The sequence below is a fragment of the Massilia horti genome (genome assembly GCF_004614195.1).
Classification (GTDB): Bacteria; Pseudomonadota; Gammaproteobacteria; order Burkholderiales; family Burkholderiaceae_D; genus Telluria; species Telluria horti.
The window spans coordinates 13789-28177 of the sequence record NZ_SPUM01000150.1; the positions used below are offsets into that span (position 1 = coordinate 13789).

At 62.9% G+C, this 14389-nt stretch carries 14 protein-coding genes; 9 read left to right on the top strand and 5 right to left on the bottom strand.

Features of this window, described 5'->3' with window-relative positions:
- Window positions 1-87: 87 nt before the first annotated feature.
- Window positions 88-1917, bottom strand: coding sequence for a glutamine--fructose-6-phosphate transaminase (isomerizing) (glmS, locus tag E4O92_RS23910; protein ID WP_135192144.1), 1830 nt, complete (start codon window positions 1915-1917; stop codon window positions 88-90).
- A 168-nt stretch (window positions 1918-2085) separates the two neighbouring features.
- Here glmS and E4O92_RS23915 point away from each other — a divergent pair, with 168 nt between their 5' ends.
- The 3 genes from E4O92_RS23915 (at window position 2086) to E4O92_RS23925 (ending at window position 4274) form a co-directional block, all read left to right on the top strand.
- The gene (locus E4O92_RS23915; RefSeq protein ID WP_135192145.1) at window positions 2086-2556 is read left to right on the top strand and encodes an Lrp/AsnC family transcriptional regulator; all 471 of its coding nucleotides are present in this window, start codon (window positions 2086-2088) and stop codon (window positions 2554-2556) included.
- 102 nt (window positions 2557-2658) lie between these two features.
- Complete coding sequence (locus E4O92_RS23920; RefSeq protein WP_206076935.1) at window positions 2659-3408, top strand: ABC transporter ATP-binding protein; 750 nt, start codon at window positions 2659-2661, stop codon at window positions 3406-3408.
- The gene (locus tag E4O92_RS23925; protein WP_135192146.1) at window positions 3405-4274 is read left to right on the top strand and encodes an ABC transporter permease; all 870 of its coding nucleotides are present in this window, start codon (window positions 3405-3407) and stop codon (window positions 4272-4274) included. The genes E4O92_RS23920 and E4O92_RS23925 overlap by 4 nt, the downstream gene beginning before the upstream one ends.
- A gap of 114 nt (window positions 4275-4388) precedes the next feature.
- Here the strand turns inward: E4O92_RS23925 and glmU are convergent, their stop codons facing one another.
- Window positions 4389-5762 (bottom strand): bifunctional UDP-N-acetylglucosamine diphosphorylase/glucosamine-1-phosphate N-acetyltransferase GlmU, encoded by a 1374-nt coding sequence (gene glmU / locus E4O92_RS23930; protein WP_135192147.1) that lies wholly within the window; start codon window positions 5760-5762, stop codon window positions 4389-4391.
- A gap of 27 nt (window positions 5763-5789) precedes the next feature.
- On the opposite strand from glmU, the gene E4O92_RS23935 reads away from it, so the two are divergent.
- The 4 genes from E4O92_RS23935 (at window position 5790) to E4O92_RS23950 (ending at window position 8259) form a co-directional block, all read left to right on the top strand.
- Window positions 5790-6686 (top strand): DUF6279 family lipoprotein, encoded by an 897-nt coding sequence (locus E4O92_RS23935; RefSeq protein WP_135192148.1) that lies wholly within the window; start codon window positions 5790-5792, stop codon window positions 6684-6686.
- A gap of 20 nt (window positions 6687-6706) precedes the next feature.
- Window positions 6707-7363, top strand: a complete 657-nt coding sequence (gene rsmD, locus E4O92_RS23940; protein WP_135192149.1) for a 16S rRNA (guanine(966)-N(2))-methyltransferase RsmD — start codon at window positions 6707-6709, stop codon at window positions 7361-7363.
- A gap of 113 nt (window positions 7364-7476) precedes the next feature.
- Window positions 7477-7974 carry a pantetheine-phosphate adenylyltransferase gene (gene coaD, locus E4O92_RS23945; RefSeq protein WP_135192150.1) on the top strand — a complete coding sequence of 166 codons (498 nt, stop codon included), beginning with the start codon at window positions 7477-7479 and terminating at the stop codon, window positions 7972-7974.
- Between the two features lie 12 nt (window positions 7975-7986).
- Entirely contained in the window at window positions 7987-8259 is a 273-nt protein-coding gene (locus tag E4O92_RS23950; protein WP_135192151.1) for a YfhL family 4Fe-4S dicluster ferredoxin, read from the top strand.
- Here the strand turns inward: E4O92_RS23950 and E4O92_RS23955 are convergent, their stop codons facing one another.
- Together E4O92_RS23955 and E4O92_RS23960 are read right to left on the bottom strand one after the other, a co-directional pair.
- A complete protein-coding gene (locus E4O92_RS23955; protein WP_135192152.1) occupies window positions 8260-8478 on the bottom strand; it encodes a ChaB family protein in 219 nt (72 codons plus the stop codon). It abuts the gene before it with no gap.
- Between the two features lie 129 nt (window positions 8479-8607).
- Window positions 8608-8823, bottom strand: coding sequence for a hypothetical protein (locus E4O92_RS23960; RefSeq protein ID WP_135192153.1), 216 nt, complete (start codon window positions 8821-8823; stop codon window positions 8608-8610).
- A 154-nt stretch (window positions 8824-8977) separates the two neighbouring features.
- On the opposite strand from E4O92_RS23960, the gene E4O92_RS23965 reads away from it, so the two are divergent.
- A complete protein-coding gene (locus E4O92_RS23965; protein ID WP_135192154.1) occupies window positions 8978-9931 on the top strand; it encodes a LysR family transcriptional regulator in 954 nt (317 codons plus the stop codon).
- 64 nt (window positions 9932-9995) lie between these two features.
- Here the strand turns inward: E4O92_RS23965 and E4O92_RS23970 are convergent, their stop codons facing one another.
- Entirely contained in the window at window positions 9996-10451 is a 456-nt protein-coding gene (locus E4O92_RS23970; protein ID WP_135192155.1) for an Lrp/AsnC ligand binding domain-containing protein, read from the bottom strand.
- A gap of 212 nt (window positions 10452-10663) precedes the next feature.
- Between E4O92_RS23970 and putA the strand changes: the two genes are divergently transcribed.
- Complete coding sequence (gene putA / locus E4O92_RS23975) at window positions 10664-14308, top strand: trifunctional transcriptional regulator/proline dehydrogenase/L-glutamate gamma-semialdehyde dehydrogenase (protein ID WP_135192156.1); 3645 nt, start codon at window positions 10664-10666, stop codon at window positions 14306-14308.
- Window positions 14309-14389 lie beyond the last annotated feature (81 nt).

A 14389-nucleotide genomic window follows, 5' to 3' on the forward strand; every position in this document is an offset into this window, starting at 1 on the left:
GACTTTTTTTTGCATTGTCAGACAATTTTTCCTGTTGTCAGACTATTTTATGTCTCGACAGCCCGCCACACCGCCGATCCAAAAACCTCACTCCACCGTCACCGACTTCGCCAAATTACGCGGCTTATCCACATCCGTCCCACGCGCAAGCGCCGTGTGATACGCCAGTAGCTGCAGCGCCGCCACGTGCAGGATCGGCGAGAGCAAACCGTAGTGCTCCGGCAGGCGGATCACGTGCAGCCCGTCGCCCGAGGTGATACGCGAGTCGACGTCCGCAAACACGTACAGCTCGCCGCCGCGCGCGCGCACTTCCTGCATGTTGGACTTGAGCTTTTCCAGCAGGGCGTCGTTGGGCGCGATCGTCACCACCGGCATCTCCTCGGTCACCAGCGCCAGCGGGCCGTGCTTCAGTTCACCGGCCGGATACGCTTCGGCGTGGATGTACGAGATCTCCTTGAGCTTGAGCGCGCCTTCCAGCGCGATCGGATAGTGGATGCCGCGCCCCAGGAACAGCGCGTTTTCCTTGCGCGCGAATTCTTCGGCCCAGGCGATGATCTGGGGTTCCAGCGCCAGCACCGACGACAACGCGACCGGCAGGTGGCGCATCTGCTTGAGGTAGGTCGCTTCTTCGTCGTCGGACAGGCGGCCGTTGACCTGCGCCAGCGTGAGCGTGAGCAGGAACAGCGCCGCCAGTTGAGTGGTGAAGGCCTTGGTCGACGCCACGCCCACTTCCACGCCGGCGCGGGTGATGTAGGCCAGCGAGCATTCGCGCACCATGGCGCTGGTGGCGACGTTGCAGATGGTGAGCGTGTGGTGCATGCCGAGGCTGCGCGCGTGCTTGAGCGCGGCCAGCGTATCGGCCGTCTCGCCCGACTGCGAAATCGTCACCACCAGCGTGTTCGGGTGCGGCACGCTGTCGCGGTAGCGGTATTCGCTCGCGATCTCGACGTTGACCGGCACTTTGGCTACCGATTCGATCCAGTACTTGGCGGTCAAGCCGGCGTAGTAGCTGGTGCCGCAGGCCAGGATCAGCACGCGGTCGATCTCCTTGAACACCTTGTAGGCGCGGTCACCGAACAGCTCCGGCATGATGCCGGTGACGCCTTCGAGGGTGTCGCCGATCACGCGCGGCTGCTCGAAGATCTCTTTTTGCATGTAGTGGCGGTACGGGCCCAGCTCGGCCGCGCCGGTGTGCGCGTGGACGGTCTTCACTTCGCGCTCGGCTGGGCGGCCATCGGCGTCGACGACCCAGTAGCGCGCGAGCTGCAGGTCGACCACGTCGCCTTCTTCGAGGTAGATGATCTGGTCGGTGGTGCCGGCCAGCGCCATGGCGTCGGAAGCGACGAAGTTCTCGCCCTTGCCCACGCCGACGATCAGCGGCGAGCCCTGGCGCGCGGCCACCACGCGGTGCGGCTCCTCGCGGCAGAACACGGCGATCGCGTAGGCGCCGTGCAGGCGCTTGACCGCCTGCTGCACGGTGTCGAACAGGTCGCCGTTGTACATGTGGTCGACCAGGTGCGCGATCACCTCGGTGTCGGTCTGGCTCTGGAACTCGTAGCCCAGTTCTGTGAGGTGGCGGCGCAGCTCGTCGTGGTTTTCGATGATGCCGTTATGGACCAGCGCGATGCGCGCCGTTTCCTCATTGGGCGAGAAGTGCGGGTGCGCGTTGTGCGAGGCCGGTGCGCCGTGCGTGGCCCAGCGCGTGTGGGCGATGCCGGTAAAGCCTTGCAGGTGGGCGTGCTGCACCTGCGCTTCGAGGTCGGCCACGCGCGAGGTGCTGCGCGAACGGGTCAGGCGCCCGTCCAGGTGCAGTGCCACCCCGCAGGAATCGTAGCCGCGGTACTCGAGGCGCTTCAGGCCCTCGATCAGGATGGGGGTAATGTTTCGCTGGGCTACTGCTCCGACGATACCGCACATGGGAAACCTCGTTTTAAAAGTTTGATAATTAAACTCATCCTAGAGCAGAGCAGGTGAAATAAGCTTTCTTTTTTCACGTCTGATCGTTATATTATTTCACGACTCTCCAGCGATGAAATATTATTTCACAGAACGCTGTTTTATTTAAGAATTGCAAGAAACTCATCCATGCCTGATTCCGTTGAACTTGACGATCTCGACCGCCGCATCCTGAACGCGCTGCAAGCCGACGCCGCGCGCACCAATGCCGAGCTCGCCGAGCTGGTGCACGTATCGCCGCCGACCTGCCTGCGCCGCGTCAAGCAGCTGGTCGACCGCGGCGTCATCGAGCGCCAGGTGGCCATTCTTGCCCCGGACAAGGTCGGCGCGGGGCTGACCGCCATCGTCGAGATCACGCTGGACGTGCAGGCCGCCGAGCGCATGACGGAATTCGAAAAGCTGGTGGCGGCAGAAACTGCCGTGTTGCAGTGTTACCGTGTCACCCCCGGTCCGGATTTCGTGCTGATCGTGCAAGTGCCAGACATGCCGGCCTATCACGCGCTGGCGCACCGGCTGTTCGCCACGCACGCCAACGTGCGCAACGTGAAGGCTTATTTTTCTACGTTCCGCAGCAAGTTCGACACACGTATCGCTCTATAAAGTTGCATTTGCGTAAACGCAATTAATTCTGTTCGGAAAGAGTGTCTACTGGCAACAGTCGGTGCGGTCATTCTGGCCCCCGCGTTGCCGAAACAAGACACCATGCAGAAAGCGAGAGCAGACAGCGCCTCCCTGGTACGCCTGACCGGCGTGCACAAGCAATACCGCAACGGGATGTTTGCGGTACGCGCGCTGCATGACATTCATCTGGAGGTGGAGCCGGGCGAAATGCTGGCCGTATGCGGCCCCTCCGGCCACGGCAAGACAACGCTGCTCAACCTCATCGGCCTGCTCGATACCGCCAGCGCGGGGGAAGTCGAGTTCGACGGCAAAGGGGTGGCCAGCCTCTCCGAGGCGCAGCGCGCCCTGCTGCGCGCCAGCACCGTCGGCCTCGTGTTCCAGTCATTCAGCCTGGTCCCGGTACTCACGGCCCAGGACAACGTGCTGCTCCCGCTGCAGCTGCGCGCCCGCCTCACGGGTGCCGAGCGCAAGGCCGCCGCCGAACAGGCCGCCGAGCTGCTGGCGCGCCTTGGCCTGGCCAGCCACGTGCGACATTACCCGGCGCGGCTGGATGCCGGCCAGTGCCAACGCGTCGCGATCGCCCGCGCGCTGATCACGCGGCCACGGCTCGTCGTGGCCGACGAGCCCACTTCGCGCCTGGACAGCGGCTTCGTGCGCATGGTCAGCGAACTGTTCGCGTCATACCAGCGGGAGTACGGCACCACCTTTGTCATCTCCACCCGCGACCAGCGCCAGCTCGCACGCGCGACCCGGACCTTGCAGCTGGCCGATGGCCGTCTGCTGGCCGCGCCAGCCGATACCGCGCGACGTCCCCTGAGGATGCACCAATGAACCCCACGGCGCTGGCCCTGCGCAACGTGCTGCTCGGCCGGCGGGCACTGGCCGCTGCGCTGGTGGTCGCGGCCAGCCTGTCCGTGGTCGACCTGTTTGCCGGCCATGTGACCAAGGAGCGCGCGCGGCTGGAATACCAGGCCGTGATCGCCGAACGGCTTGGCCACCTGTCAATCACGCGTATCGGCCATGGCGGCGAAACGTTTGATGCCGACGAAGCGGCGCGCATCAACCGCTTTGCCGCCGGCGTGGATGGCGTGGCGTTGGTCGCTGTGCAGCCGCTATCGGGAGGCGGGCGCATCGCGAAGGTGGCGGTGTACCTGGCAGATGCAGGCGGCGAGGAACAGGTCCGCGCGGCGCTGGCTGGCTGGCTGCGCCAAGCGGGCATCGCCGCGAGCGTCCAAAGCTGGCGTGAGTCGTCCAGCGCCGACTCGGCCGCCCGAACGAAGCTCGTGTGCGCGGCCATGGTCGCACTGGCCGTGGCTGCCGCAGCGATCGGGGCGGTGACATCGATGAATGCGCTCGAGCGCAGGAACGTGCTGGCCACCTTGCGCGCGCTCGGCATGCGGCCGGCCGGCGTGTTCGCGGTGGTCGCTGCGGAGGCCTTGTGGATTGCCGGCTTCGCGGCGGCGCTCAGCCTGGCGGCCGATTGCCTGCTCGCCTGGGCCGCGAACCGCGCGGCTCTCTCACTCTCGGCCCATCCAGACGCGTGGATCCTGCCCGAATGCGACCTTGGCCGCATGCTGCTTGCCGTGGCGGCCGTGCTGGGCGTGGCGATGCTGGCCGCGCTGTCGCCGGCCTTGAAGGCTGCGCGCACCGATCCGGCATGCGGCCTGCGCCGGGATCCAGGCCATCCCGGCTGGTAAGCCGCCTGTGGATAATCCTGTGGGCAGCCTGTTCCCAAACCTGTGAACAGGCTGTGACCAAGCCTGTGATTACCCTGTTATTAGCCTGTTACCAGGCTGTGGTCATCCTGGGGACTACTTCTTCTTGACCGGGCGGCTCCAGCCTTCGATGGTCAGCTGCTTCGGCCGCGAGATGGTCAGCTTGCCGGCCGGCGCATCCTTGGTCAGGGTGGTGCCCGCGCCCAGGGTCGCACCTTTGCCCACGGTGACTGGCGCCACCAGCTGGGTGTCGCTGCCGATGAAGGCGTCGTCCTCGATCACGGTACGGAACTTGTTGGCGCCGTCGTAATTGCAGGTGATGGTGCCGGCGCCGATGTTCACGCGCGAACCGACGGTCGCATCGCCCACGTAGGCCAGGTGGTTGGCCTTGCTGTGCGCCGCCACCTGGCTGTTCTTGATCTCGACGAAGTTACCCACATGGACGTCCTCGCCCAGCTCGGTGCCCGGGCGCAGGCGCGCGTAGGGGCCGATCAGCGATTTTTCGCCCACCACCGCGTCCTCGATGTGGCAGAACGGCTTGATCTGCGCGCCGGCCGCGATCCTGGAGTTGACCAGCACGTTGTGCGCTCCGATGTGCACGCCGTCGCCCAGTTCGACGCGGCCTTCGAACACGCAGCCGACGTCGATCGTCACGTCGCGCCCGCAAACCAGTTCGCCGCGCACGTCGATGCGGCTCGGATCCATCAGCGTCACGCCTTTCTCGAGCAGGGCGTTGGCGATGTTGAGCTGATGGCGGCGCTCCAGTTCGGCCAGCTGGACCTTGCTGTTCACGCCGGCCACTTCCCACTCGGCGGACGGCTGGCTCGATACCACCGGCACGCCGTCGGCCACGGCCTGGGCGACGATGTCGGTCAGGTAGTACTCGCCCTGGGCGTTATTGTTCGACAGCGCGGCCAGCCACTTCTTCAGGTGGCGGGTCGGGATCACCATGATGCCGCTGTTGATCTCGCGGATCGCGCGCTCGGCTTCGGTCGCGTCCTTTTCCTCGACAATGCGCACGATCCGGCCGCCGTCGCGGATGATGCGGCCCAGGCCGAACGGATTGGCCTGCTCCACGGTCATGATCGCCAGCTTGTCATGCCCGGCGGCGTCGATCAGCTTGCGCAGCGACTCGGCGCCGGTCAGCGGCACGTCGCCGTACAGCACCATGGTCGGCATGTCTTCATCCAGCTGCGGCACCGCTTGCATCACGGCATGGCCGGTGCCCAGCTGGGGCTGCTGCAGGGCGGTTTCGATCGGCGTAGCGCACTGTGCCGCCCACTTTTCCACTACGGCTGGCACCGCTGCGCCCCCATGACCGTAAATCACGCATAATTTGCCAGGGGTAAGGCTGCGCGCGGTGTCGATCACATGCTGCAGCAGCGGCTTGCCAGCCAATGGATGCAGGACTTTTGGCAGTGCGGATTGCATACGCTTTCCCATACCTGCGGCAAGGATCACAACGTTCATAGAGCCCGTTCACGTAGAGTTGAAGAGATGAAAAAGTTTATCACGCCCGACCGCCCGCTCGAGCGCGTGCGCATACTATTCCTCGCTTTGTTGCTGGCGCTGGTTGCAGGTTGCAGCACGGTTCGCTTCACCTACAACCACGGCGATACTTTGCTCTACTGGTGGCTCGACGCTTATGTCGATCTGGACAGCGAACAGGCGGACTGGGTCAAGCGTGACATCGACAGTCTGTTCCAGTGGCATCGCAAGACCCAGCTGCGCGACTACGCCGAGATGATGGGCAACTGGCAGCGCCAGCTCGCCGGCAACCCGACCCAGGCCGACCTGGTCGCGGACTACCGCGACATCAAGGCGCGCACCGAGTCGCTGGCGTTTAAAGTGGTGCCGGACATGGCCGACCTGGCACGCTCGATCAAGCCGGACCAGATTGCGCAGATCGAGAGGAAATTTCGGGCTAACAATGAGAAATTCCGCAACAAGAACATGAGCGGCAGCCTTGAGCATCAACGCGACGTGCGTTTCAAGAAGGCCATGGAGCAGCTTGAGCTGTGGTTCGGGCGCTTTTCCAAGGACCAAGAGGCGGCGCTGCGCCGCGCGTCGGATGAGCGGCCGCTCGAGAACGAAATCTGGCTGGAAGAGCGCATGCTGCGCCAGAAGAAAATCATTGCGCTGCTGCAGCGGGTGCAGCAGCAAAAGCTGAACAAGGAACAGACGATGGCAGCAATTAACCAGCTGCTACGCGAATTCTTCGACCGCATGGAAGCGCCCGAGCGCAAGGCCTTCTACGACGCGTATGTCGACAGCACTTCCAAATTCATCCTGACGGCAATCAGGCTCACGACGCCAGAACAGAAGGCGCATGCGCAAAAGCGCATGCAGGGCTGGATCCAGGATTTCAACGTGCTGGCGGCAAACGCGAAGTAAGCGCGTGCTATAGTGCGCGCATGCAAAAAAAGCCAGCCAAATCCCAACCCCGCCAGCACGGCGCGCCACGCATGGCGCCCCAGCAGGTTCGCATCATCGGCGGCAGTTGGAAACGCACGCCGCTGCCGGTCCTGGACGCCCTCGGCCTGCGTCCGACTCCCGACCGGGTGCGCGAAACCGTATTCAACTGGATCAACCACCAGCTCGGCGGCGAGTGGGAGCGCCTGGATGTGCTCGACTTGTTTGCCGGCAGCGGCGCGCTCGGTTTTGAAGCGGCCAGCCGCGGCGCCGGCTCGGTCATGATGATCGATAGCCACACGCCGGCCGTGCGCCAGCTCGAGTTGATCAAGGCCAAACTGAAGGCCGAGAACCTTAACGTCCTGCGTGCGGACGCGTTCGCGCTCGCCCGCGAGATGGCGGCCCGTGGCCAGCGCTTCGACCTGATTTTCCTCGATCCGCCCTACCAGCAGGATTTTTTGAGCCGCGCGCTGCCGCTGGCCGCCGACCTGCTGAAAGAGGGCGGTTTGGTCTATGCCGAGTCCGGCATGCCATTGCCGTTCTGTGAGACCGAGGACGATCCCCAGCCCGACTGGCTGGCGCCGTGGGACCTGGTGCGCGCCGACAAGGCCGGCATGGTTTGCTACCATCTGCTTAAATTGCATCAAAATAAGGCTTAAACGCCTTAAATCTGCTTAATCTCTAAGCAAAACCCGCCCCGGGCTGGGGTGGGTGCCGGATTTTCAGGCATAATGCGCGTTCCGAAAGCTGTATTACTCCCAGGGGAGCCGCAATGGTTGTAGCCGTTTATCCAGGTACCTTCGATCCGCTTACCCGCGGACACGAGGATTTGGTCCGCCGCGCGTCGGGCTTGTTCGACAAGCTCATCGTTGGCGTGGCCGATAGCAAAAACAAACGGCCCTTCTTTTCCCTTCAAGAGCGGCTGGAAATTGCCAACGAAGTGCTTGGCCACTATCCCAACGTGGAGGTGGAAAGCTTCTCAGGCCTGCTCAAGGATTTCGTGCGCCAGCATGACGCGCGCGTGATCGTGCGCGGGCTGCGCGCGGTGTCCGACTTCGAATACGAATTCCAGATGGCGGGCATGAACCGCTACCTGCTGCCGGATGTCGAAACCATGTTCCTGACCCCGTCCGACCAGTACCAGTTCATCTCCGGCACCATCGTGCGCGAGATCGCCATGCTGGGTGGCGATGTGTCCAAATTCGTTTTCCCATCGGTGGAACGCTGGCTGCTAAAAAAACTGGCAGGTACCACGGCCCCGAACGCATAAGTTGTTTTAGCAATGGCCCTACTGATTACCGACGAATGCATCAACTGCGACGTGTGCGAGCCCGAGTGCCCGAACGGCGCAATCTCGATGGGTGCGGAGATCTACGAGATCGATCCGAACAAGTGCACCGAATGCGTCGGCCACTTCGACGAACCGCAGTGCCAGCAGCTGTGCCCGGTTTCCTGCATCCCGTTCAACCCGGAATGGCGCGAAACCCGCGAGGAGTTGCTGGTTAAATACGAACGCCTGACGGCAGCGACGCGAGCGGAATCCGAGCCGTCCTGATTACTCCGGCACCCATTTGCCGCTTTTTTCAATCTTTTTGTATTTGTTCTTGACCGCCGCCCAGGCCACCTTGAACGCGGTTTCCTCGCGTCCCTCGGGACCGCGTTCGGCGTATTCGTCATAGGCGCTGTTAAACGCCTCCTTGAAAATTTCCTGCGCGTGCGACGGCAGGTTCTTGCGCACGCTGTCGGGCAGGTCGTCGATGGATTTGTAGGGCATTTCGTGCTCCCTGCATGAGTTGAGCAGCGCCATGGTGCCGGATTGCCGCGAACCTTGTCGCACGGACGAAGTTCGTAACGATGCGCGTCAGAATAGCTAGCCCAAAAAACGACGAAGCAAGCTCAGGCGTCAGGTGCCCGATGCAGTACCGTGCAGTAGATTTTTCGGGCGGCGCGGGCGCACCGTCAACACCAGCGCACGGGCGATGCCGACCAGCAGCGGGCGGAAAAACATCACGAAGCCCGTCAGCAGCGACAGGTAAAACATGCCGCGCACGAGCTGTGCAATCGACACCGCCGACACTAACACGACGATGGACTGGAGGAGGGAGATGAGCGCGGTCATGATCTTCGATTCAACTGTTGTTGCAAGGAATTATCATGCACCGCAACATATAAATCTAATTTCGTTTTCTAATGCGCATTATATTGATCGTGAATGGAAATCGAGTACACTTCCATCCTTCAACATTCCCACCCCCACGGCACCGCAACCATCCATGAGCTTCCTGACGCTTGACCTGAACCTGCTGCGTGTCTTCGACGCAGTCATGACCGAGCAAAACCTGACGCGCGCCGCGGGCCACCTGGCGATGACACAGCCAGCCGTGTCGAACGCCATCAAGCGCTTGCGCGAGAGCCTGGGCGATGAATTGCTGATCCGCACCGCTTACGGCGTCAAGCCGACACCGCGTGCCGAAGCCTTGTGGCCGGCGGTGCGCCAGGCCTTGCAGGGGCTGGAAGCGGCGGTCATGCCGGAAACCTTCGACGTGTCGAAGGCCCAGGCCACGTTCCGGCTGGCGATGGCCGATGCCACCGCGGCGCTGTGGCTGCCGTCGCTGATGCGTTCGATCGAACGCGATGCACCGGGCGTGAACATTCGGATGATGCCGTTGACGACCCGCGAACCGCGCCCGATGTTGCTGCGTGGCGACATCGACCTGGCAGTCGGCTTTTTCCCTGGCGTGGCGGCGCAGTTGTCCTACGAAACGGGCTCGCCGATCCGTCACGAGCGCTTGTATTCAGGACAATACGTGTGCGTGATGCGCAAGCACCATCCGCTCGCGAAAGCCAAGCTGGACCTGGACAGCTACTGCAAGGCGAACCACTTGCTGGTCAGCTTTTCTGGCCGCGCGCATGGTTTGGTCGATGAGGCGTTGTCCCAACTCGGCCGCGAACGGCGCATTTTGCTGACCGTCAACCAGTTCTTCACGGCTGGGCGGGTGGTCGCGAATTCGGACCTGATCACGGTACTGCCCAAGCACCTGATGGTTTCGACCGGCATGACCGACGCGCTGGTGTGGCGCGAGTTGCCGTTCCAGCTGCCGGCCGTGCATCTGGACATGCTGTGGCATGAACGCGACGGCCGCAGCCCGGCCCATCGCTGGCTGCGCAAGAACCTGGAAAGCATGGCCGCAACGTCGCAGCCGAAGCCCGACAGGCAGGTCGCGTAATTATTGTTGGACAAGTTGTAAGTACTCACTGCCGCTGCCGGGCTCGCCCCGGGGGCAGGCCGACTTACTTGATCGGCAACCTGGTCGTGTTCTTGACCTCTTCCATCACCGCATAGGTGTGCGTTTCCCGCACGCCCTTCTGCAACAAGGTCTTGCCGAGGAACTCGCGGTAGGCCGCCATGTCCTTCACGCGCGCCTTGACCAGGTAATCGAACCCGCCGGCAACCATGTGGCACTCGAGCACTTCAGGTATGATTTGAACACTCTGCTTGAATGCATCGAATACCTCCGGCGTGGTCCGATCCAGCACCACCTCGATGAATACCAGCAGCGACACGTCCAGCAATTGCGGATTGAGCTGGGCCGTGTAGCCCATGATGTAGCCGGACTCGTGCAACTTGCGCACCCGCTCCAGGCAGGCCGCCGGCGACAGGTTGACCCGCGCCGCCAGCTCGACATTGCTGATGCGGCCGTCGTTTTGGAGCTCGGCAAGGATTTTCTTGCTGATCTTGTCTAGCATCGCGTCTCTCTCGATGTAAATATTATTTGGTCAAATTGTCGCACCAAAAACTATCTATTGCTAGCCTTCTGTAAATCCAGAATTAATCCAGAAGATTTACAACTACAATCGAATCATCTATCCACGTTCAGCATCGCGCCGGCCGCCACAAGCGGTACGGCGCGTTTTACTGGGTAGCTTTCCGATTGTTCACACTCTGGATGTAGACTGACATGCAAATCGCCGCCTCCCCGGCCCCCACCTTCGTTCCCTTCGATGCCTTGCAGGCAGAAATCAAGCGCGAGCAAACTCCGCTGCGCGCCGCCATTACCGCAGCCTATCGCCGCGACGAGCAGGAAGCCGTCCGCTGGCTGCTGGCGCAAGGTGCTTGCGCCAACGCCGATGCCTACATGCTGGCGCACCGGCTGGTGTCGAAGGTGCGCGAGAAACGCACCCGTGCCTCCGGCGTCGATGCGCTGATGCACGAGTTTTCGCTGTCATCGGAGGAAGGCGTTGCGCTGATGTGCCTGGCTGAAGCCTTGTTGCGTATTCCCGACAGTGAAACGGCCGACCGCCTGATTGCAGACAAAATCAGCAAAGGCGACTGGAAAAAACACCTCGGCGAATCGCCTTCGCTGTTCGTCAATGCCGCTACCTGGGGCTTGCTCATCACCGGCAAGCTGGTCTCGAGCAGCAGCGAAAACGGCCTCGGCTCCGCCCTGACGCGATTGATCGCCAAGGGCGGCGAGCCGCTGATCCGCAAGGGCGTGGATCTGGCGATGCGCATGCTCGGCAACCAGTTCGTCACCGGCCAGACGATTGACGAAGCTCTGAAAAACAGCCGCGACAACGAGACGCGCGGCTATCGCTACTCGTACGACATGCTGGGCGAGGCGGCACTGACCGAACTGGATGCGCAAAACTACTACGCGTCCTACGAAGCGGCGATCCATGCGATCGGCAAGGCATCGAATGGCCGCGGCATCAAGGACGGCCCCGGCATTTCGATCAAGCTGTCGGCGCTGCACCCGCGCTACAGCCGCGCCCAGTATGAGCGCGTGATGGGCGAATTGCTGCCGCGCGTGCGCAGCCTGGTCCTGCTGGCCAAGCAATACAACATCGGCCTGAACATCGATGCCGAGGAAGCCGACCGCCTCGAAATCTCGCTCGACATGCTCGAGGCGCTGGCGTTCGATCCCGAGCTCGCCGGTTTCGAGGGCATTGGCCTGGTGGTGCAGGCATACCAGAAGCGCTGCCCGTTCGTGATCGATTACGTGGTCGACCTCGCGCGCCGCAGCAACCGCAAGTTCATGGTGCGCCTGGTGAAGGGCGCATATTGGGACGCCGAGATCAAGCGCGCCCAGGTCGACGGCCTGCCTGGCTATCCGGTCTACACGCGCAAGGTGTACACCGACGTGTCGTACCTGACCTGCGCGCGCAAGCTGCTGGCCAGCGCGGACGTGATCTACCCGCAGTTCGCGACCCATAACGCGCATACGCTGTCGGTCATCTACACCTGGGCCAAACAGGACGGCATCGCCAATTACGAATTCCAGTGCCTGCACGGCATGGGCGAAACGCTGTACGACCAGGTGGTTGGCCGCGACAACCTGGACAAGGGCTGCCGCATCTACGCTCCGGTCGGCTCGCACGAGACGCTGCTCGCCTACCTGGTACGCCGCCTGCTGGAAAACGGCGCCAACACCTCGTTCGTGAACCAGATCGTCGACGAAAGCGTGGCCATCGACACGCTGCTGACGGACCCGTTCGAGGTCGCACGCGCCAGCGGCGGCAAGCCGCACCCGGCGATTGCCCTGCCGCTCGACATGTTCGGCAACGAACGCCAGAATTCGGCTGGCCTGGACCTGTCGAATGAAGATGCGCTGCGCGCCCTGGCGCTCTCGCTCGGCCAGCAGCGCCAGATTGAAGCCATGCCGCTGATCGACGGACCGGTCGAGGTTTCCGAGGCGGCCAACGTCATCAACCCGGCGCAGTCCTGCGACATCGTGGGCCAGGTGCGCGATGCTAGCCGCGCGGACGTGGAAACCGCGCTGCAGGCAGCTGCCGCCAGCGCGGCCGGATGGGAAGCCACGCCGACAGCGACGCGGGCGGCCATCCTGTCCCGGGTCGCCGACCTGTACGAACAACACCGTGACGAGCTGATGGCGCTGGCGGTGCGCGAGGCAGGCAAATCGCTCCCGAACGCGATCGCCGAGATCCGCGAGGCGGTCGACTTTTTGCGTTATTACTCGGCCCAGGTACGCGGTCATGAAAACGGACCGGCCCTTGGCGCGGTCACGTGCATCAGCCCGTGGAACTTCCCGCTCGCGATTTTCACTGGCCAGATCGCAGCTGCGCTGGCCGCCGGTAACGTGGTGCTGGCCAAGCCCGCCGAACAGACGCCGCTGATCGCGTACCGCGCGGTCCAGCTGTTCCATGAAGCTGGCATCGCCAAGGGCGTGCTGCAACTGCTGCCCGGCCGCGGCGAAGTCGTCGGCGCTGCATTGACCGGCGATTCGCGCATCAAAGGCGTGATCTTCACCGGCTCGACCGAAGTGGCGCAGCTGATCAACCGCACCTTGGCCGAGCGGGCCGCGCGCGAGGGCTGCGACATTCCGCTGGTGGCGGAAACCGGCGGCCAGAACGCGCTGATCGTCGATTCCTCCGCACTGCCCGAACAGGTCGTGCAGGATGTCTTGACCTCTGCTTTTGACAGCGCCGGCCAGCGCTGCTCGGCCTTGCGCGTGCTGTTCCTGCAGGAGGACATCTTTGATAAGACGATCAGGATGCTCAAGGGCGCCATGCGTGAGCTGCGGGTTGGCAGCCCCGATCGCCTGGCGACCGACATCGGTCCGGTGATCGACGCTGAGGCACAGCGCAACCTGCTGGCCCACATCGAACGGACCAAAGCGAACGCCAAGGACCACTTCGCTCTCGAGCTGCCGGCGGCGATTGCCGCTGCGGGCACGTTTGTGCCGCCGACCGTCCTTGAAATCGGCTCATTGGCCGAGCTGACGCAGGAAGTGTTCGGCCCGGTGCTGCACGTCGTGCGCTACCGCCGCGCCGACCTGGCGAAAGTGATCGATTCGATCAACGCGACCGGCTATGGCCTGACGCTGGGTGTACATTCGCGCATCGACGAGACAATCGACTTCATCGTTTCGCGTGCCCATGTCGGGAACATCTACGTGAACAGGAACATCGTGGGCGCGGTGGTTGGCGTCCAGCCGTTCGGCGGCGAAGGCAAATCAGGCACCGGTCCCAAAGCCGGCGGGCCGTTGTATTTGAATCGCCTGCAGCGCACGGTACAAACGCTGGCCCGGCACGAACCACGCACCGATCCGGCACTCGACGCGCTGCTTGAATGGGCACGCGCCCACGGCCATCCGCAACTGGCCCAACTCGGCAAAAAGTACATGGAAACGACGCTTGCCGGGACCACGCTGGACCTGCCGGGACCGACGGGCGAACGCAATCGTCTTACGTTCACCGAGCGCGGCAGCGTGCTCTGCGCCGCCGTGACGGTTGACGGGCTGCTGAATCAGCTCGCCGCGGCATTTGCTACAGGCAATGATGCGCTGGTGCTGGCCTCTGCCCAGGAATCGGTTCTTGCCAGCTTGCCACCGGTGGCCAAGAAACGTATTCGTTTCATCAGCGAAACCGAGCTGCTGGCAAGCGAATTCCAGATGGCTATGATTGAAAACGGCGTTCAGGGCCTGCAAGCGCAACTGGCAAGCCGGAATGGCGCCATCATCGGAATTATCGACACCACGGAGAAGGGTGAAATCGCAATCTGGCGCCTGGTTGCTGAACGGGCCGTTTGCGTCAACACGACCGCGGCTGGGGGTAATGCAAGTCTCATGACTCTGGGTCTGTAAAACAGGTAAGCAGCAATGGCGCCAGCATTGGGTTTATCGATACCACGATCGCAATCTGGCGCCTGGCTGCCGAACACGCCG

Excerpts from the sequence above, each read along its gene's own strand:
- glmS (WP_135192144.1), bottom strand. The coding sequence starts at position 1,917 with ATGTGCGGTATCGTCGGAGCAGTAGCCCAGCGAAACATTACCCCCATC.
- E4O92_RS23915 (WP_135192145.1), top strand. The coding sequence starts at position 2,086 with ATGCCTGATTCCGTTGAACTTGACGATCTCGACCGCCGCATCCTGAAC.
- E4O92_RS23920 (WP_206076935.1), top strand. The coding sequence starts at position 2,659 with ATGCAGAAAGCGAGAGCAGACAGCGCCTCCCTGGTACGCCTGACCGGC.
- E4O92_RS23925 (WP_135192146.1), top strand. The coding sequence starts at position 3,405 with ATGAACCCCACGGCGCTGGCCCTGCGCAACGTGCTGCTCGGCCGGCGG.
- glmU (WP_135192147.1), bottom strand. The coding sequence starts at position 5,762 with ATGAACGTTGTGATCCTTGCCGCAGGTATGGGAAAGCGTATGCAATCC.
- E4O92_RS23935 (WP_135192148.1), top strand. The coding sequence starts at position 5,790 with ATGAAAAAGTTTATCACGCCCGACCGCCCGCTCGAGCGCGTGCGCATA.
- rsmD (WP_135192149.1), top strand. The coding sequence starts at position 6,707 with ATGCAAAAAAAGCCAGCCAAATCCCAACCCCGCCAGCACGGCGCGCCA.
- coaD (WP_135192150.1), top strand. The coding sequence starts at position 7,477 with ATGGTTGTAGCCGTTTATCCAGGTACCTTCGATCCGCTTACCCGCGGA.
- E4O92_RS23950 (WP_135192151.1), top strand. The coding sequence starts at position 7,987 with ATGGCCCTACTGATTACCGACGAATGCATCAACTGCGACGTGTGCGAG.
- E4O92_RS23955 (WP_135192152.1), bottom strand. The coding sequence starts at position 8,478 with ATGCCCTACAAATCCATCGACGACCTGCCCGACAGCGTGCGCAAGAAC.
- E4O92_RS23960 (WP_135192153.1), bottom strand. The coding sequence starts at position 8,823 with ATGACCGCGCTCATCTCCCTCCTCCAGTCCATCGTCGTGTTAGTGTCG.
- E4O92_RS23965 (WP_135192154.1), top strand. The coding sequence starts at position 8,978 with ATGAGCTTCCTGACGCTTGACCTGAACCTGCTGCGTGTCTTCGACGCA.
- E4O92_RS23970 (WP_135192155.1), bottom strand. The coding sequence starts at position 10,451 with ATGCTAGACAAGATCAGCAAGAAAATCCTTGCCGAGCTCCAAAACGAC.
- putA (WP_135192156.1), top strand. The coding sequence starts at position 10,664 with ATGCAAATCGCCGCCTCCCCGGCCCCCACCTTCGTTCCCTTCGATGCC.